This window comes from Dactylosporangium sp. CS-033363, from assembly GCF_050942475.1.
Classification (GTDB): Bacteria; Actinomycetota; Actinomycetes; order Mycobacteriales; family Micromonosporaceae; genus Dactylosporangium.
Genome location: NZ_CP192032.1, coordinates 595,164 through 613,944, shown reverse-complemented (window position 1 = coordinate 613,944; position 18,781 = coordinate 595,164). Strand labels below are relative to the sequence as shown.

Annotated in this window: 15 protein-coding genes and 1 pseudogene; 8 read left to right on the top strand and 8 right to left on the bottom strand. The window is 69.8% G+C overall.

What is annotated here, in order from left to right; all coding sequences use genetic code 11:
- Positions 1 to 44: 44 nt before the first annotated feature.
- From folK to folP, 3 genes are read right to left on the bottom strand one after another with little or no spacing between them, the layout of a single operon-like run.
- Complete coding sequence (gene folK, locus ACQPZ4_RS02855; RefSeq protein WP_433055646.1) at positions 45 to 566, bottom strand: 2-amino-4-hydroxy-6-hydroxymethyldihydropteridine diphosphokinase; 522 nt, start codon at positions 564 to 566, stop codon at positions 45 to 47.
- Positions 563 to 931, bottom strand: a complete 369-nt coding sequence (folB, locus tag ACQPZ4_RS02850; RefSeq protein WP_433055643.1) for a dihydroneopterin aldolase — start codon at positions 929 to 931, stop codon at positions 563 to 565. The genes folK and folB overlap by 4 nt, the downstream gene beginning before the upstream one ends.
- On the bottom strand, positions 928 to 1,755 hold the full coding sequence (gene folP, locus ACQPZ4_RS02845; protein WP_433066189.1) for a dihydropteroate synthase: 828 nt from the start codon (positions 1,753 to 1,755) through the stop codon (positions 928 to 930). Before folP ends, folB begins: the two co-directional genes overlap by 4 nt.
- Positions 1,756 to 2,085: 330 nt before the next feature.
- On the opposite strand from folP, the gene ACQPZ4_RS02840 reads away from it, so the two are divergent.
- The 7 genes and pseudogenes from ACQPZ4_RS02840 (at position 2,086) to ACQPZ4_RS02810 (ending at position 10,664) form a co-directional block, all read left to right on the top strand.
- Positions 2,086 to 2,400 (top strand): hypothetical protein, encoded by a 315-nt coding sequence (locus ACQPZ4_RS02840; protein WP_433055640.1) that lies wholly within the window; start codon positions 2,086 to 2,088, stop codon positions 2,398 to 2,400.
- Between the two features lie 12 nt (positions 2,401 to 2,412).
- Positions 2,413 to 2,787: a hypothetical protein gene (locus tag ACQPZ4_RS02835; protein WP_433055637.1), complete on the top strand. Its 375-nt coding sequence runs from the start codon at positions 2,413 to 2,415 to the stop codon at positions 2,785 to 2,787.
- A 618-nt stretch (positions 2,788 to 3,405) separates the two neighbouring features.
- A pseudogene (locus ACQPZ4_RS02830) lies at positions 3,406 to 6,371 on the top strand (ATP-binding protein); the annotation flags it as partial.
- 50 nt (positions 6,372 to 6,421) lie between these two features.
- Entirely contained in the window at positions 6,422 to 8,353 is a 1,932-nt protein-coding gene (locus ACQPZ4_RS02825) for an MFS transporter (protein ID WP_433066186.1), read from the top strand.
- Positions 8,354 to 8,359: 6 nt separating this feature from the next.
- On the top strand, positions 8,360 to 8,902 hold the full coding sequence (locus ACQPZ4_RS02820) for a hypothetical protein (RefSeq protein ID WP_433055634.1): 543 nt from the start codon (positions 8,360 to 8,362) through the stop codon (positions 8,900 to 8,902).
- An 86-nt stretch (positions 8,903 to 8,988) separates the two neighbouring features.
- On the top strand, positions 8,989 to 10,047 hold the full coding sequence (locus tag ACQPZ4_RS02815; protein WP_433066184.1) for a M23 family metallopeptidase: 1,059 nt from the start codon (positions 8,989 to 8,991) through the stop codon (positions 10,045 to 10,047).
- A complete protein-coding gene (locus tag ACQPZ4_RS02810) occupies positions 10,044 to 10,664 on the top strand; it encodes a hypothetical protein (RefSeq protein WP_433055631.1) in 621 nt (206 codons plus the stop codon). Before ACQPZ4_RS02815 ends, ACQPZ4_RS02810 begins: the two co-directional genes overlap by 4 nt.
- Positions 10,665 to 10,667: 3 nt before the next feature.
- Here ACQPZ4_RS02810 and ACQPZ4_RS02805 read toward each other — a convergent pair whose 3' ends face one another.
- Positions 10,668 to 11,303 (bottom strand): hypothetical protein, encoded by a 636-nt coding sequence (locus tag ACQPZ4_RS02805; RefSeq protein WP_433055628.1) that lies wholly within the window; start codon positions 11,301 to 11,303, stop codon positions 10,668 to 10,670.
- Positions 11,304 to 11,490: 187 nt separating this feature from the next.
- Here ACQPZ4_RS02805 and ACQPZ4_RS02800 point away from each other — a divergent pair, with 187 nt between their 5' ends.
- Positions 11,491 to 13,539: a hypothetical protein gene (locus tag ACQPZ4_RS02800; RefSeq protein ID WP_433055625.1), complete on the top strand. Its 2,049-nt coding sequence runs from the start codon at positions 11,491 to 11,493 to the stop codon at positions 13,537 to 13,539.
- 79 nt (positions 13,540 to 13,618) lie between these two features.
- Here ACQPZ4_RS02800 and folE read toward each other — a convergent pair whose 3' ends face one another.
- From folE to ACQPZ4_RS02780, 4 genes are all read right to left on the bottom strand, one after another.
- Complete coding sequence (gene folE / locus ACQPZ4_RS02795) at positions 13,619 to 14,311, bottom strand: GTP cyclohydrolase I FolE (RefSeq protein WP_433066181.1); 693 nt, start codon at positions 14,309 to 14,311, stop codon at positions 13,619 to 13,621.
- Entirely contained in the window at positions 14,308 to 16,308 is a 2,001-nt protein-coding gene (gene ftsH, locus ACQPZ4_RS02790; RefSeq protein WP_433055622.1) for an ATP-dependent zinc metalloprotease FtsH, read from the bottom strand. Before ftsH ends, folE begins: the two co-directional genes overlap by 4 nt.
- Positions 16,309 to 16,534: 226 nt before the next feature.
- A complete protein-coding gene (gene hpt, locus ACQPZ4_RS02785; protein WP_433055619.1) occupies positions 16,535 to 17,110 on the bottom strand; it encodes a hypoxanthine phosphoribosyltransferase in 576 nt (191 codons plus the stop codon).
- Between the two features lie 73 nt (positions 17,111 to 17,183).
- On the bottom strand, positions 17,184 to 18,761 hold the full coding sequence (locus ACQPZ4_RS02780; RefSeq protein ID WP_433055616.1) for a gamma-glutamyltransferase family protein: 1,578 nt from the start codon (positions 18,759 to 18,761) through the stop codon (positions 17,184 to 17,186).
- Between the last annotated feature and the right edge of the window lie 20 nt (positions 18,762 to 18,781).

Here is an 18,781-nt window from a genome sequence, read left to right as displayed (position 1 = left end):
GGGGTCTTCGGGTGACGGCGTGGCCATCGCTTAGCGCTCCAGACTCAGGTATCGAGGAGGACGTCGACTCGTGGACGCAGGTCGGCGAGGTCGGCGGCGACCGCGTCGGCTCGCAGCAGGTCGTTGACCCAGCCATGCCCCGGCAGCTGGGCGTACGGCTGGATGTCGAGCCACGGCCGCAGCACGAACGCCCGCAGGTGGGCGCGCGGATGCGGCAAGGTCAACTCTGGATCGCCGGAGGTGACCGGCGTCCCGTCGTCGTTCCACACAGCAATCACGTCAACGTCCAGGGTACGCGGACCGAAGCGCCGGGCGGGATCGCGCACTCGGCCGGCCGCCTCCTCGAGCCGGTGCGCGGCCGCCAGCCACTCCCGCGGCCCGGCGTCCGGATCCGTCGCGAGCAGGGCGGCATTGAGATAGTGCGGCTGGTCGGGATCCCCCCAGGGCGGCGTCTCGTACACCCCGGACACCACGAGGATCTTGTCCTCCAGGCTCGCCACCGCCCCGCGCAGGTGCTGCTCGCGGTCGCCGAGGTTGCTGCCGAGGCTGAGCACCGCGGTGGTCACGGCCGCTCCCTTCGGATGACGACGGCGACGTCGGCGAACTCGAGCGGGATCGGGGCCTGGGGCTTGTGCACGGTGACGGTCGCGGCGCGGACCCGCGGGTCGGCCAGGGACTCGGCGGCCAGCTTCTCGGCCAGTGTTTCGATCAGGTTCACCGCCGGGCCAGTGACGACCGCGGCCAGGCGTTCGGCCAGCTCGCCGTAGTGGACGGTGTCCGTGACGTCGTCCGAGGCGGCGGCCGGGCGCAGGTCGAGCTCCAGGTCCACGTCGATCACGAAGTCCTGGCCCGCGCGGCGCTCGAAGTCGAACACGCCGTGGAAGCCGCGGACCTTGAGACCCCGAAGCGAGATCCTGTCCGGTACGTTCACGCCGCCGCCTTCGTCGCCTGCCACACCTTGATCGCATCCACGTTCCCACGGACCTCGTGCACGCGCACGCCCCACGCGCCCGCGGCCACCGATAGGACGGTCGTGGCGATGGTGGCGGCCTCGCGGTCCTCGGTCGGGCGGTCGTGGCCCTCGGCGTCCGCGAGCAGGCGGCCCAGGTGCGACTTGCGGCTCGAGCCGACCAGCACCGGATGCCCCAGCGCGACCAGGTCGGGCAGGTGGGCGGCCAGCCGCCAGGTGTGCTCGGGCTTCTTGGCGAACCCGAGGCCGGGGTCGAGGATGATCCGCTCGGGTGCGACGCCGGCCGCGACCGCGTCCTCCACCCGTTCGAGCAGCTCGGCGGTGACCTCCTTGACCACATCGCCGTACACCGCGAGATCGGACATCCGCCGCGAGTGCCCTCGCCAGTGCATGAGCACCCACGGGCAGCCGGCGTCGGCGACCACGCGGCCCATGTCGGGGTCGGCCAGTCCCCCGGACACGTCGTTGACCAGTTCCGCCCCGGCCTCCAGCGCCGCGGCGGCGACGGCGGCCCGGGTGGTGTCGATGCTCATGGCCACGCCCTCGGCCCGCAGCGCGCGGATGACGGGCAGCACGCGGGCCGCCTCGGTCTCGGCGTCGACCCGTCCGGCACCCGGACGGGTGCTCTCCCCGCCGACATCGACCAGGTCAGCGCCCTCGGCCGTCATCTGCAGCGCGTGTGCCACCGCGGCGTCGAGGTCCCCGTAGCGACCGCCGTCGGAGAAGCTGTCCGGGGTCACGTTGAGCACGCCCATGACGAGGGGCGTTGAACGGCGCAAGACCATCACTTGAATGAAGGTACTCAACTCACCGAGGCCGCCCGGGGGCGACCTGCGACAACCTTCGGGGTGCTGCGCGCAAGCACCTCAGGAGGCACACTGTGCACACTGACCCCACATCGGTCAGCTTGTTGGACAGGGGACTGCAACGTACTCTCTGCAAGTGAACGTTATTCGGACCGTTAAACCCGACAATGGTCATTTAACAGGGCAAACGCCCGGATAAGGTTCCGCCGGAGAGCGACACAGCAGCCAGGGTTGTACCCCTGGGTCGTCTTTTCGGCGAGGCTTAACGCGTGGCGTGCACACTGCCCGCCGCGCCTCCGGGGAGGTCTGATGATGTTGATGGAGATCGGCCAGGCGATGTGGGGCTCGGCCGCACGCGCCGTGGATGCGATCGCCCTCGCGCCGACGCCAACACCAGCGCCGAAGACGATCAACACCGATGGCATCCTGACGTTCTTCACGACCAAGATCGTTCCGATCCTGCTTGCCGCGCTCGGGGTGATCTTCATCGGCCGGGCCAGCAAGGGCGAGGTCTCGCGGGTGCTCACAAGCTCGGCGATCGCGATCATCGGCCTTGCGTTCGTCGCCGGTGCCGCGTCGCTGTTCTTCTTCGGCGACTCGCTGGTCAACCTGATCTTCAACTAGGCCTGACCTGCCATGCGCCTGCGCACAGACGACGACATCTACCGGGCTCGGCTGGTCTACCTCGGCCCGCCCGGCTACACGCTGCCCATCCAGCTGCCGTATGCGCAGTACGGGGTGTTCGCGCTGCTGGTGCCGTTGTTCATGTTCATCCGCTACCTGATCACGCTGCACGTCGACTACTTCCCCGCCTACGAGATCGCCCTCGCGATCGTGGCGACGTCGCTGATCTTCCGTTACGTCGACCCCGATCGTCCTGCCCGCATGGTGGTCCGCACCGCCCTGACCGACTGGCGTCACACCCGCGAGCCGAGCGCCGAACAGCGCGACGCCCGCCTGGTCGCGTCGAAGGTGCGCATCCGCCCGGAACTCACCGGTGAACTCGTATGACCACACCTCCGCCCCGCAAGAACGGGGGCTTTCAGGACCGCTCGGACATCGATGACGACGCTGCGCAGTCGGATGACTACGATGGCGGACTTCGTGCGGTGGCCGAGGGCGGGCGCGTTGCCATGTTCCGGGGCCCGTCCCGCGAGAACGGGCGCTCCGGTGGCGGGCAGCCCGCTCCCGACGTCGACTCGCCGTTCATGGGGTTGTTCGACGACCCGCCGGGCGGGGCTGCGCGGGATCGGCAGCGCGCGCTGGAGCCCAGCACGAGCCGGGCCGAGCGGGTGCAGCCGATTTCCGGGGTACCGATCTCGGCCGCGCCCTCTTCGGGAGCGCCGCGGTCGGCCGAGGACCTGCGCGCGCCGAAGCGGGCGATTCCCCGCGGGACCGAGCCTGGGCGGACGAACGGCGAGCGGCACCCGACCCGGCCCGCGCTCAGCGATCGGCCGGCTGCTGCTTCCGGCGAACGGCCGGCGGCTGCTTCGGGTGGGCGGTCGGCTACTGAGGATCGGCCGGCTTTTGACAACTGGGCTGAGACAAGTGGCCGGCCCGGTGCGCCGACGACCCGCCGTCCCGGCTCGGGCTCGGGTTCGGGCTCCGGCTCGGGTTCCGGCTCGGGTTCCGGCTCGAGCTCCGGCTTCGGCTTCGGCTCGGGTTCCGGCTCCGGCTCCGGCTCGGGCTCCGGCTCGGGCTCCGGCTCCGGCTCGGGCTCCGGCTCCGGCTCGGGCTCCGGCTCGGGCTCGGGCTCGGGTGAACGGCGGCCGATGGGTGGGCCGGCCGCTCCTCGTCCGCCCGAGTGGGCCACCGGCGAGCGCTTCGGGGATGCCGGGGGGCGTGGGGGCACTGGGAGTACAAGTCGAAGGGCAGTAACGACAGCGCCTCCTCCGCCGCCGACGCGACGGGCCGCGCCCGCCCGGGTCGTGCCCGCCCAGCAGCCGCCGCGACCGCCGCGCGAGTTGCCGCCGGCCGCGCAGCGGGGGCGCAGGACGCCGCTGGACAGGACGCCGCGGCCGAAGCACAAGGACCGCAGCGCGGCGATCGACCTGGCGATCAAGGAGATCGCCGGGCACCTGACGTTCACGCCGAACACCGTCACCGCCTGGTACTGGCTGCCCGAGGTGCGCTGGGCCTTCCGCCCGGACGCCGAGCGGGAGGCGCTGCTGTCGGCGATCTCGGAGCAGTACGCGGGCCTGGCGGGCTTCCGCCTGCACCTGCGCCGCACGACCCGGCCGTTCCCGGCGGACCAGTGGGCGCGCGTGGTCGACGGCAACACGCCGCACCCGCTGCCCTCCGTGCCCGGCGGCCCGTCGTGGGCGGACCACCTGGTCGGGGCCCAGAAGCACCTGCTGTCGATCAATCACGCCGAGGGGCAGACGTACCTCGGGATCGCCTTCGCCCGCCGCACGCTCGGCGACACGCTGTCGGAGCGGATCGGCGCCCTGTTCAAGCGTGGGGTCGCCGACGCCGAGCGGCGCCGCATGGCCCGCACCGTCGAGCAGTTCGACGAGGTGCTGGGCGCGTTCGGCATGCGCGGCCGCCGAGTGACCTCGTTCGAGCTGGAATGGCTCTTGTACCGCTCGGTCGCGCTGTGCATGTCGCCGCCCGGTCACATCACCTCGCTGGAGGGCGGCTGGGACGCCGGCGACCTGCTCGCGTTGACGGAGGCGGTGGAGCGGTACCGGACGCCGTACGGGTCGACGGTGAAGCTCGTCAATCGCCAGACCGGCGAGGAGCGGCACGTCGCCGTCCTGACCGTCGGCCGCATGGAGCCGCTGGAGATCCCCGAGCGGCACGAGCCGTGGCTGCACTTCCACGAGCGCATGCCGTGGCCGATGGAGCTGTCGTCGCGGATCGACATCCTGGGCCCGGGCGACTCGTTCCGCAACCTCGAGCACCGGCTGCGGCTGATCCGCTCGCAGCAGGCCGACTACTCCGAGCACGGCATCGACGCGCCCCCGGAGCTCGAGCGCCTGGCCAAGCGCGCCCTGACCATCGGCGACGAGATCAGCACCGGCCTGCCGGTCGACTCGTCCCGCGCGCACGGCTGGCACCGGGTGGCGGTCGGCGGGCGCACCCGCGAGGAGTGCCTCGAGCGGGCCCGCCGGATCACGCAGATGTACTCCCGGGAGATGCGGGTCGCGCTGCAGCACCCCAAGCAGCAGGACTGGCTGGCCCGCGAGTTCATTCCGGGCGAGCCGCTGGCCAACACCGGCTATCTGCGGCGCATGCCGGTCAAGCTGTTCGCGGCCGCGCTGCCGCAGGCCGCCTCCACGGTCGGCGACCGGCGGGGCGACCTCATCGGGCGCACGGCGGGTACCTCTCGCCGCCCGGTCTTCCTGGACCTGCACTTCCCGATGGAGGTGCGGGAGCGCTCCGGCCTCGCGGTCTTCGTGGCCGAGCCGGGCGGTGGCAAGTCGACCCTGATGGGCGCGCTGGGATACTTGGCGGCGCGTCGTGGGGTACAAGTGACGCTCCTGGATCCTTCGGGACCGCTGGCGCGCCTTTGTGCGATGCCCGAGTTGGCCCCGTATGCGCGGGTGCTCAACCTGACGGGATCGGAGCAGGGCACGCTCGCTCCGTATTCCCTCATTCCTACCCCGCAGCGCCAACATTATGCGCACGGCCCGGCCGGCGACCGCGAGTTCGAGATCGCCGTGTCCAACGCCCGCGCCGAGCGCCGCATGCTCGTGCAGGACATCTGCATGATGCTCGTACCGCCGCAGGTGGCCCGCGAGGCATCGACCGCCACCATGCTCCGCCACGCCGTCCGCCAGGTGCCGGCCGAGGAGTCCTCGACGCTCGAGGACGTGATCCGCTCCCTGCGCGACACGGGCGACCACGACGCCGCCGAGCTGGGCAACCTCCTGCTCGACACCGCCGAGATGCCGCTGGCCATGCTGTTCTTCGGCTCCCCGCCCCCCGGCCTGCTGGGCGCCGACGCGGCCCTGACCGTGATCACCATGGCCGGCCTGCGCCTGCCGGACCTCAAGATCGAGCGCGAGTACTGGTCGGCGGAAGAGTCACTCGCCCTACCCATGCTGCACACCGCGCACCGGTTGGCCGTGCGGCGCTGCTACGGCGGGGACATGTCGATGCGCAAGCTCGTCGGCCTGGACGAGGCGCACTTCATGGAGGGGTGGCGTTCGGGCCGCTCGTTCCTGGTCCGCCTCGCGCGCGACTCGCGCAAATGGAACCTCGCGGCGCTGGTCGCGTCCCAGAACCCGAAGGACATCCTCGGGCTGGACGTGCAGAACCTGGTGTCGACGGTCTTCGTGGGACGCATCGCGGAGGACACGGAGATCGCGGCGGAGGCGCTCCGGCTGCTGCGGGTGCCGACTGACGTGGGATACGAGCAGACGCTGGCCTCGCTCTCCCAGGTCGACACGAGCTCTTCGTCGCGCCTGGGCTTCCGCGAGTTCGTGATGCGGGATGTGGACGGACGCGTGCAGAAAGTGCGCGTCGACGTTTCTTACGTGACCGATCTGCTGCGGTACCTGGACACGACACCTGGTGGCGTGCCGGGGACCCCGACCGTGGGCGGCGAGATCATGGACCTGCACGAGGATGGGGCGGAGGACGAGCGGTGAAACGCTTGCGACGCTTGCCTTTGTACGCGATCGTCGTGCTTGTTGCCGCTATGGGAACGCTGTTCGCGGGCCCCATGGCACCGGCTTCGGCGGCCCCGACCTACGCCCCGGGCGACCCACTTTGCACGGTCGAAGAATGGCGTTTCCCAGGCAACTTCGACAACTGCGCCAACCGCCTCCAGGTTGACGTCCAAGGCAAGCTCAGCTGTCTCGATGCCCCGACTCCAAGCGCCCCGGACTCGGGTGTGGCCGGCTGGTTCGCGCAGCAGCCGGATGCGGATCGCGGTTCTCGCCTGTTGTTCCGTTACAGTGAATACGGTTACGCGGGTTACGACTTCAGTACATACGATCTTAAATGCGCGGCGGTCGTGACCAATCCGAGCGCAGAGTTCGAGAATACCGTAGCCAACGGCGAATTCCTGTTCGCGACAGGCATTGTCGGTGCATCGAATGCGCTTCGGGAACGCGCGTGGGACCCATCCTACATGTGGGGCTGGGCAGACCCGTTGGTCGACACCGCCACGAAGGCGGTCTACTCGAAAGTGTTCACCGTCTTCGGCGCGATCACGGTGGCGATCGTAGGCCTCTATCTGCTGTGGCGCTCTCGGCAATCTGATCTTTCCAACGCGGTCACCACCGCCGGCTGGGCGCTTTTCGTGATGGTCTTGATCACCGCCCTTGCGCAATGGCCGAGCTTCTCGGCCCACCTGGCGGACAAGACGCTGATCACGAGCCTCGACATGATTCACGGTGCGGTCGGCCCTCCGGATGAGTCCATTCCGCCGGAGAAGTGCCACAACAACGATCCGACCGCTTGTCAGGACAGTCGACCGCCCGCAGTGCGGGCCAGCGACACCGTCGTCGACGGACTGCTCTATCGCAACTGGCTGCGCGGCACCCTCGGGTCTGCGGACAGCGAGACGGCGAACAAATACGGTCCTGCCCTGTATGACTCGAAGTCGTTCACCTGGGTCGACATTCAGAACATCCGGGCCGACGAGAAGCAGGCCGCCGACCGCGAGGCGGACCGCATCCGAAACCAGCAGCCCGGCCCCCCGATCACCTCGACGATGCGGAAGACCATCACCGAGGAAAAGCAACAGCGGTGGATGAAGATCGCGGAGCAGATTCGCACCGAGGACCCCGAGGCCTACGAGCACCTCCAGGGCAGTCGCGGTATGGATCGCGTCGGGTCGGGATTCCTGGCCATCCTCTCCGCCCTGTTCTTCGCTTTGTTCGACATCACGGCGTCCGTGCTCGTCATCCTCGGCTTCCTGATCTTCCGGTGGGCGGTCATCGCTTCGCCGATCCTGGGAACCATTGGATTGCTGCGTCCGGCCAATGCTGGACTCCGACGACTCGGCAATGCCGTCATTGCCGCGATGTTCAACATCATCATCTTCGGAACCGGGTCGGCGATCTACCTGTTCGCCGTTTCACTGATCCTGACGACAGGTTCCTTGGCGCCTTGGCTTCAGGTTCTGCTGATCTGGCTCACCGGCGTCGTCGGCTGGCTTCTTCTGCGGCCGTACCGGCGGATCACGCAACTCGGCGGCAAGGACTCCACTCGCGCCATCACCTCGGTCGGCGGCTGGCATCGGCTGTTCATGCGGGACGTACGCCAGGCCGCTGCGCTCAAGATTGTTGACGCCGGTGGGACGCGTGAGCCGGGGTCGCAGCGGCGTGGCGGCGAAACGGTGCAGACGCAGCAGCGGCCTGAATCTCGTACCGAGGACGTTGTCTCCGCCGGAGGCGGCGGGGAAGTGGCGCCGGTTGATCGGCCCGAGACCGGGCGGTCCACCAGCGGTGCCGGGAGCCGGAGCGCGAGCGGGTCGACGCGGCGGCGGGAGCCCTCTTGGGACGCGCCGGATACGCCGGCCGAGAGTGCGCCGTCGTACTCGATCTATCGGCCCGGGTCGGATCGGAGTGGGTCCGAACGGGCACCGGCTCGACGGCCTGAGTCGGCGACTCTCCCCGGGTAGGCGGGCATGCGGACGGTCCTGCGGCTGCTTGGTACGCGGTACGGCATCGCGTTGGTTCTTGTTGTCGTGGTGCTTGTCGTCGTGGGGCTCGGGCGGACCGTGCTCGATCGGGACGAGGGGAAGTCGGCCAACGACGGGCTCGGGCCGACCGTTGCCGCGGTTCCCACCTCGGCCGATCCCTATGCGTCGCTCGGCGATGACGGGGTCGACGAGTCGGCCAATCCCGCGCCCTCGCTGAGCAAGGGGGCGGCGGACGTGTCCACTGTGGCCACTCGGTTCGCCAAGGCCTGGCTGCGCAAGCCGGGGATCAGCGGGGATCAGTGGCGGGCCGGGCTCAAGCCGGACGCGTCCACCGAGCTCATGACCGATCTCGCCGACACCGATCCCGCCGACGTGCCGACCGACACCATCACCGGTGCGGTTCAGCTGCAGAGCCTCGGGTCCGTGACCGTCGCCAAGTTCCCGGCGCAGGGCGGGACGATCGTCCTCGAGCTGCAGGCCGCGGGCGGGCGATGGCTGGTCACGTCGTTGGACTGGGAGACGGCGTGAGCATTCTGGGCGAAGAAGACGATTTCGATGTACCGCCGGCAAAGAGACGCCTCCGGCCGGTCATTTGGGCGGCCGTCGGATTCCTGATGGTCCTGATTTGCTGTGGCGGCGGGGCGATCGCGTTCTTCATGGATGCGGCTCGCAATACGCAGGACTATGACGCCGCCGGGTGCGGAAATGGGCAACTCGTCGACGCCGCCGCGAAAATGCCGAGCCATCACGAGTTGTCCGATGAACAGGTGCGCAACGCGGCCATTATCGTGCGGGTCGGGCAGGACATGAAAGTGCCCCCGCGCGGATGGGTGATTGCCGTCGCGACCGCCATGCAGGAGTCGAGCCTGCACAACCTGCCGAATCTCGGGGCGCGCAACGACCATGACTCGCTCGGGCTGTTTCAGCAAAGGCCGAGCACCGGATGGGGTACTCCGGAACAGATCATGGATCCGCAGTACGCCACGCGGAAGTTCTATGAGAAGCTCCTGCAAGTTCCGGGCTGGGAGCAGCTGAGCCTCACCCGGGCGGCGCAGAGGGTGCAGCGGAGCGCGTACCCGAATGCTTATGCGAAGCACGAACAGCTCGCGAGCACCGTCGTGAATTCGCTGACCGGTGGGGCTGCCCGCGCGGCCGGAAACTCGACGCAGCTGATGTGCGTCAGCGCGAATCAAATCGCCGCGTCGGGCTGGACGGCGCCGGTGAACGGCGAGGTGGGATCCGGATTCCGTACCGCTTCCCGCCCCACCCACCAGGGCGTCGACCTCATCGTGCCGCGCAATACCGTGATTCGAGCGGCGGCCGCCGGACTCGTGGTGAAGGTGCGCTGCCAGGCCCATCTCGCGAACGGCACCGAATGGGGCTGCTGGCGCGACGGCTCCCCGTCCGTGCTCGGCTGCGGCTGGTACGTCGAGATTCAGCACGCGAACGGCCTCCTCACCCGGTACTGCCACATGATCAAGCAGCCCAGCGTCGTCATCGGCCAACAGGTCGCACCGGGTCAGGAAATCGGCTTCTCGGGCACGACCGGTCACTCGTCCGGGCCGCACCTGCATTTCGAGGTGCACATCAACAGCGATCCGAGCAACAATGGCGCGATCGACCCCGTGGCGTTCATGCAGCGCATGGGCGCGCCGCTGGGAGTCAAGACGTGAGCGATTTACCGTCGGACGGCGATTTCCCCGACTGGGACCTGCTGGCCGGCGGCGACGAGCGCGTACCCGCGGGCATCGAATTGGTCCCGGCCGCCGGATTGCGCTCTTTGCGCGGACGTCGAGCGGTCGTCGGACTTCCCGGTCTTGGGTGGCGTGGGGATCTGCGCATTGACGATGCCATTGTGCAGGCGAGTCGGACCTACGTGCCGGCGTTGCCGGAGCAGGAGTGGTACCGGGCCGAGGCGGAGCAAACCGAGGTGTTCGCGCCGCTCGTGCCGCTTGAGCGGGTGTGGGTTGAGCAGCTTTCCAGTTCGGTGACGCCGCCTTCTGCAGCGGACCTCGCGTTGGTCTCGTTGGACGCGCCGCCTCCGCGGGCCCCTCGGCGAGTTCGTGAGGTGCCGCGGGTCACCGGGTTGCGCGTGATTCGGATTCCTGGGCCGGATGACAAGGTCGGCAAGGACCAGCGAGATTTGCGGGCCGTGACCGAGGCCTACAACGGGGTCGAGGGCGACATCTGCGTCCGGGTCTGCCGGGAGGTGGACTGGTACCGGTGGGCCTGGAGCGGGCAGGCGCCGAAGACCATGGAAATCCCGGTCCACCTGCTCTGGGTGGAGTAGTTCCTACACCTGTGACGCGGAACAGACTCTCCAGCCGCTTTCCAGCGTCATGCCGAACTCCCAGGTGTAGACCTCACCTGAGCTCCGGCCGCCGTCCTCTGGAATCTCGTACGTGATTTTGGTGCGCACCGTGGCGGAATTCGATGTCGACGTCGTAATGGACATCTCCGTGGTGAACATCCGGATTCGGATTTGATCCTTCTGCTCACGCCGCTCGACATCGCTGATCGCCTGATCCATCGCCGTGAGCTTCGGCGACCGGCATACGAAAACACTCGCGCGTCCCGCGTCGCGCGAGTTGTACCGGGCGTCGAGATATTGCCGCAGCGTCGCGGTCGGATTGCCGCGATCAGGCTCCGCCGCCTTGTTGTACAACACAAACGCAGTAATCCCGCCCCCGAGGCACCCCACCACCACAATCCCGAGCAGCGTCCACAGAATCGTCCGCCGAACCCGCCCCGGCCGCCGCGGTTTTCGAGGTGGTGCGGCAGGAGGCGCCTGCGGCCCCGGCCGGGTCCGCCCCAACGGCACGCCCTTGTCGATGACCTCGCCCTCGAGGACCTCCCCCTCGCCCGATCGGGAACGCGGGATCGACCTTCCCTGGTCCACGCCCGGGTCGTTGGGAATCGATGGGTCCACGCCCCAGAGGCTATCCGCCGAGCGCCCCCCAGGCACCCTCCCGCGCCGAGAGCGCGCCGAAGGCAAGGCGGACCGCAGGAACGGCAACACGGCTACCAGCGACTATGCGAAGCCCCCAGTGCGCCTGCTGACGAGAATGGCAGTCTGCGTTACCGTTCCCGCATCTGCTTGGATCGGAAGGGGCACGGTGGCACGCCTGCGGGCACGGATCGAGCGAGCGGCTGCGCAGCATCGGCACACCGCTGCGCTGATCGCCGCCGCCGGGCCGATCCTCGAGGGGTACTCCCCCAACGCCGCCCCCGCCGACCAGTACGCCGAGCAGCATGATCTTGCCGCCGGGCTGAGGGCCAATGCGGCCATGCTCGCGCCGGGGTGGCTCGGGGCCCAGTTGGACGCGCTGGCGAACACCACGCCGCTCGGCGGGCCGTTGCCGCCCACGTTCGTGCGGGTGGGGCAGGCGCACCCGCTCGACGATGCGAGATTTCCGGTGATCGTGCCCCTGCTGCGGGCGGGGCACATCGCGATCGACGCCGATGCCCGGGACGCGCGCGTGGGGGGACTGCTGCGCAGCCTCGTGCTCCGGCTGCTCGCCTCCTCGCCGCCCGGGTCGGTGCGCATCCGCACGATCGACGCGGTGGTGGACGGCGGGACGTTCGACTGGTTTACCGGCATCGATGCGATCATGCCGCCGCCGGCTACAGATGCCGAAGGACTTCGCGCCGTACTCGACGAAGGCGAACGCTGGCTCGCCGCCCGCACCGACGGGCCGGCGCCCACGCTGCTCATCGTCATCGCGTCGTTGCCCGAGCTGACGGAGGGGCGCGACCTCGCGCGGATCGCCCAGCTCGCGCACGCCGGGCCGGCCGGGCGGCTGCACCTGATCGCCGCCGGTTGGCCGCCGCCGCCGCTGACCCAGGAGACCACGCAGGCGCCCTTGCCGCACGCCACGCAGATCGCGATCCGCAACCCGCACGCCTGGGTCGGCGATCCGCCGGGGGCGACGTTCTCCGGGACTGGCACCGGCCCGAGCCGCCTCAACGCCCCGGTCTACCTCGATCCCGACCCGCCCGTCGAGCTCGTCCGGCGGGTCTGCGCCCAGCTGAGCGGGCCCTGGACGGCGCCGCCGGTGCCGGTCGGCGAGCCGAGCCGGACGGCCTGGATGGAGTACGTCGCGGCCGGCCAGCGCCTCGACGCCGTCCGCCGCGAGGTGATCGCGGTCGTCGCGGAGCACAAGTCGGCGCTCAAGGCGGCCCAGCAGGACCTGGCGGCGATCCGGGCCAAGCTCGCGCACCACGAGGCCTACCTGTCCGAGGTCGCCGGCGAGGCGGGCGGCCGCCCCCTGGAGATGCGCCCCGCGTGGCCGGAGATCCAGGCCGCGCACAACGCCCTCACGCAGGGCCCGCAGCCGGTCGACCCGCGCCGCGGCGCGCCCATGGCCCCGCCGCCGCCCCCGTCCGCGCTCACCGGCGGCTCGGGCGCGTGGCCGCAGGGTCAGCGCATCCTCACCACCCCGGTCAGCTCCCCGCCGTGGCCCCCGACGAGCGCACCCCCGGTCTCGGGCGTGCCGACCTCGGCGATGCCGGGCACCCCGACCCACGCGATGCCGGGCACTCCCGCGGTCGCCGGCGCCCCGCGCGCGGTCCAGGCGCCACAACAGCCCGCAACCGGCGGCTATCCCGTCGTCGTACCCCGCAGTGCCCCGCCAACCCCGCCCAGCCTCCACAACACCGGAGCCATCCCACGAGTCCCCGTCAGCGGCATGCCCAACCGCGTCAGCGGCGTGCCGGTCTCCGGTCCAGGCGGGGTCGTCGGAACGGGGGTCGTAAGCCCCCTGAGCCCGCCGGTACCGAACTCAGTGCCCGGAAGGGTATCGACGGCCCTGCGCATCGCGGCGGCGGGTCTGAAGCGTTCTGAGGCGGAGTTGGCGGCCCCTGGGCGGCAGGCGGCGTCCAACCGCCGCGTCTGGCTCAACGCCGGCGTCTACTTCGGCTTCGCGCTCCTGGCCGCCATCGTCCAGATCCCCGCGCTCCTGGCCAGCGAGGAACTGACCGGAGCAGGTCTCCTGGTCCTTCCCTGCGCTCTGGTACTCCCAGCGCTCTCCTTCGGCCTCGGCTGGCTCACCATCGGCTCGATGACCCGCAAGTCCACCTCGCGAACACCGGTCCTCGGCCTCGTGATCAGCCTCCTGGCCCTCGTCCCACTCCTGGTCTTCGGCGGCGTCATCCTCTTCTACTGACCAGAGAACCCCCTGGCCCAATGAGGGCGCAGGGGGCGCAAGCGAACACGTGCGGGCACAGGAAGTACCAGCGAAACCGCTAACTGTGCAGGATCAGCGCCATCGCCTCGGAGCGAGACTTCGCGTCGTCGCGCAGTAAACCGCGCACCGCCGAGGTGATCGTGCGGGAGCCGCCCTTCTGAATGCCGCGCATCGACATGCACATGTGCTCGCACTCGATCACCACGATCACGCCGCGCGGGTTCAGCTGGTTCTGCAGCAGGTCCGCGATCTGCGAGGTCAGCCGCTCCTGCACCTGTGGGCGCCGGGCGTAGACCTCGACGAGGCGGGCGAGCTTCGACAGGCCGGTGATGCGCCCGTCGGCGCCGGGGATGTAGCCGATGTGCGCGATGCCGTGGAACGGCAGCAGGTGGTGCTCGCACATGGACTGCACCTCGATGTCGCGCACGAGCACCAGCTCCTCGTGGTCGGCCTCGAAGGTGGTGCTCAGCACCTGGGCCGGCTCGACCCGCAGGCCGGCGAAGAGCTCCGCGTACGCGCGCGCGACCCGGGCCGGCGTCTTGCGCAGGCCGTCGCGATCCGGGTCCTCGCCGATCGCGATCAGGATCTCGCGGACCGCGCTCTCGATGCGCTTGAGGTCGACGTTGCGCTCGACCTCGACGCCGCCGAGCTTGCCGCTGACCAGGCGGGCGGCCACATGATCGAGCTCCCGGTCGGCAACGAGCCCGGCACCGTTGTCGGTGTCGGGCTCGGTGCCGCTGAACTCGCTCAGTGCGTGCCGTCCGGGGTCTCGCCGCCGCCGATGCGGACGTGGTCGTCCCCACCGAAGCCGGACGGCTGGTTGACCTCGGAGCCGTTCGCGCCGGCCTCGCTCGCGCGCCGGCGACGGCCGTTGCCGCTGTACGGCGCCATCGGCGGCCGCTTGACGACGCGGGCGCAGATCCGGGTCATGTCCGCCTGGGAGATGGTCTCCTTCTCCATGAGCTCCTCGACGATGCTGTCGAGGACGTCACGGTATTCGACCAGGATCTCCCACGCCTCGTCGTGCGCGATCTCGATGAGCCCGCGCATCTCGCCGTCGATCTCGGCCGCGACCTTCTCCGAGTAGTCCCGCTCGTGGCCCATCGTGCGGCCCAGGAACGGCTCGCCGTCGCCGGTGCCGTACTTCACGGCGCCGAGCTTGGCGCTCATGCCGTACTCCGTGATCATCGAGCGGGCGAGCGCGGTCGCCTTCTCGATGTCGTTGCCGGCGCCGGTGGTCGGCTCGTGGAAGACGAGCTCCTCGGCGGCGCGACCGCCCAGCGCGTAGGCCAGCGTGTCGATCATCTCGGAGCGGGTCTGCGTGTACTTGTCCTCGGTCGGCAGGACCAGCGTGTGGCCCAGCGAGCGGCCGCGGGACAGGATCGTCACCTTGTGCACCGGCGCTGAGTGGGGCAGCGCCCAGGCGACGAGCGCGTGGCCACCCTCGTGGTACGCGGTGACCTTCTTCTCGTGCTCGCTCATCACCCGCGTGCGCCGCTCCGGGCCGGCGATGACCCGGTCGATGGCCTCTTCGAGGTAGTCGTTGGTGATCGCCCGCTTGTCGTTGCGGGCGGCCAGCAGCGCCGACTCGTTGATCACGTTGGCCAGGTCGGCACCGGTGAAGCCGGGCGTGCGCCGGGCGACCGAGTCGAGGTCGACGTCGGGCGTGAACGGCTTGCCCTTGGCGTGCACCCGGAGGATCGCCTTGCGGCCCTCCATGTCGGGCCGGTCGACCGCGATCTGGCGGTCGAAGCGGCCGGGGCGCAGCAGGGCCGGGTCGAGGATGTCGGGCCGGTTGGTCGCGGCGATCAGGATGACGCCGCCCTTGGTGTCGAAGCCGTCCATCTCGACGAGCAGCTGGTTGAGCGTCTGCTCGCGCTCGTCGTGACCGCCGCCCATGCCGGCGCCGCGGTGGCGGCCGACGGCGTCGATCTCGTCGACGAAGACGATGGCCGGCGCGTTCGACTTGGCCTGCTCGAACAGGTCGCGGACGCGGGAGGCACCGACACCGACGAACATCTCGACGAAGTCCGAACCGGAGATCGAGTAGAACGGCACACCCGCCTCGCCGGCGACGGCCCGCGCGAGCAGCGTCTTACCGGTTCCGGGCGGCCCGTAGAGCAGCACGCCCTTCGGGATCTTGGCGCCGAGGGCCTGGTACTTGGCCGGAGCCTGGAGGAAGTCCTTGATCTCGTGGAGCTCCTCGACCGCCTCGTCCGAGCCGGCGACATCGGCGAACGTCGTCTTCGGGGTGTCCTTGGAGATGAGCTTCGCCTTGGACTTGCCGAAGTTGAGCACCCGGGAGCCGCCGCCCTGCATCTGCGACATGAACAGCAGCAGGAGGACCACCAGCACCGCGATCGGGAGCAGGTTGATCAGCAGGCTGATGAAGATGTTGTCCTGGGTGACGTTGACGTTGTAACCGTCCGGGAGCTTGCCCTGCCCCTGCAGGGTGCTCAGCTCGGTCTGGAGATCGTCAGCGCTCTGCGACGAGAACTGGCCCTGGATCTTGTTGGTTTCCGTGCCCTTGACCTTGATCTTGGTCTTGAGATCGAGGTTGAGCGTCTGCTCCTTGTCCTGGATCACAGCCTTCTTCGCGTTGCCGTCGCGAAGGTTCTGGAGCACCACCGACGTGTCCGTCTTGGTGTAGCTCGGGCCGGATGTGAAGAAGGAACTGAGCACGATGGCACCGATGATCACCAGAAGGATCCAGACCACCGGCCGGCGGAACAAACGGGTACGTTCCATGTTGTCGTCGGACGCACACGGCGCCCGGCCCCTCCATCCGTAAGGCCGTCAACCGCGCCGGACCCACTTTCCGACGCGGTGCCGGAAGCGCCGCCAGAGATATGGGCTCAGTTGACGCTTGCGACCATTTGACGGTACACCGTGGCACCGACAGACGCGGATCGGCGTCGGCCGGGGAGGATGGGCTCTCAGCAGACTCTCAGGAAAGTTCCGCCGAAAGTGCTGGTCAGCCGCGTCCGTACACGGACGGCTTGAGGACTCCGACGAACGGCAGGTCCCGGTAGCGCTCCGCGTAATCGAGCCCGTATCCGACCACGAACTCGCTCGGGATGTCGAATCCGACGTACCGCACCGGGATGTTGACCTTGAGCGCGTCCGGCTTGCGCAGCAGCGCCACCACGTCCACCCGGGCCGCGGAGCGGCTCTCCAGGTACTTGAGCAGCCACGACAGCGTCAGCCCGGAGTCGACGATGTCCTCCACGACGACCACGTGGCGCCCGGCGATGTCCCGGTCGAGGTCCTTCAGAATCCGCACCACGCCCGACGACGTGGTCCCCTGCCCGTACGACGAGACCGCCATGAACTCGAGCTCCACCGGCGGCCCGACCCGCCCGAGCGCCCGCGCGAAGTCCGCCATGAACATGACCGCGCCCTTGAGCACGCCCACCAGCAGGATCGACTCGGCGTCCGCGTGATCGGCCGCGACCTGCTTGGCCAGCTCCGCGGTCTTGTCGCGGATCTGCTCCTCGCTGACGATGACGTGGTCGATGTCGGACGAATGCCAGGTGGTGCCGTCGGCCATGCGACAAGCCTGCACTATCGCCGGGGCCGAATCGACGCGGGGTCGCTCGGATGAGAAACCCGTCTCCGCCTCGTCAGTACCCCATGGCCTGCCCGTCCGCGCGCGGCTCCGAACCCGCCACGTAGCCGGCCGGCGTACGCCAGATCGCCTGCCCCATCCCGAACACGCCCGGCGACGGCGCAACCGACGCCGCGTGCCCCTTCCGCCGCAGCTCATCGACCTCGCCGGCCAGCTCGGGCTCGACCAGCACCTCCAGCCCGCGGTGCCAGTACCAGCGCGGCCGATTGAGCGCCTCCTGCGGATCCAACCGAGCGTCCACGGTCGCGAGCGCCACCTGGACATGGCCCTGCGGCTGCATGTGGCCGCCCATCACGCCGAACGGCCCGACCGGCGCCCCGCCCCTGGTCAAAAAGGCGGGAATGATCGTGTGGTACGGCCGTTTGCCCGGTCCGACCACGTTCGGATGACCATCCTCGAGCACGAACCCGGCCCCGCGATCCTGCAGCGAGAAACCGGTCCCGGGCGGCACGACGTGCGAGCCGAACCCCATGTAGTTCGACTGGATCAGGCTCACCATCCGGCCCTGCGCGTCGGCCGTGCACAAGTACACCGTTCCGCCCTTGCGCGGTTCGCCCGCCGGATAGCGCCCGGCCCGCTCCCCGATCAGCGCGCGCCGCCCGGCCAGGTACTCCGAAGTGAGCAAGTCGCGCACCGGCCCGCTGAGCGCGGGATCGGCCACATACGCGTGCGCGTCCGCGAACCCGAGCTTGACCGCCTCGATCTGCTCGTGCAGCGACGCCTGCGCCCAGCCGTCCAGGATGCCGAGCGCGATGAGCGCCGCGATACCCTGCCCGTTCGGCGGCAGCTCCCAGACCTCGTGCCCGCGGTACGCGATCGAAATCGGATCGACCCACTCGGATGCATGCCCGGCCAGGTCGTCCGCGCGCAGCAGCCCGCCGGTCCGCTCGGAATGCGCCACGATCGCGTGCGCGATGTCGCCGCGATAGAAGTCCTCGCTGTTCGTACGCGCAATCCCGCGCAACGTTCGCGCGGCGTCCGGATTGCTCCATCGCTCACCCGCCCGCGGCGCCCGCCCACCGAATGTGAACACGCGCGACCACTCCGCGAACTCGTCCCCGCGCAGCTTCGGCTGCTCGCGCTCGGCCGCGACCCGCCACCCGGCGGCGACGTACGGTGACACCGGGTAGCCGTGCTCGGCGTACTGGATGGCGTCCTCGAACAGCTCGGCGAACGGCAGCGACCCGAACCGCGCGTGCAGATCCCGCCATCCACCCGGCGCGCCCGGCACCGTGACCGGCAGCCACCCGCGCGCCGGCATGGCCACCGTGGCGTCGCCCTGCTCACCGCCGAGCGCGCCCGGCTCTTCGCCGTTTCCCGCGGTCGCGCGTGTCGCCTGTTCGAGCACCAATTCGCGCGTCAACAGCCGCGGAGAACGACCGGAAGCGTTCAGCCCATGCAGCCGCTCCCCGTCCCACACCAGCGCAAAGAGATCCCCGCCGATGTCATTCGACCCCGGCTGCACGATGGTGAGCGCAACGGCCGTGGCGATGGCGGCGTCGACCGCGTTCCCACCGCGCCGCAGCACGGCCAGCCCGGCCGCCGACGCGAGGCTCTGGCTGGTCGCGACCACACCCCGAGGAGCAAAAACCG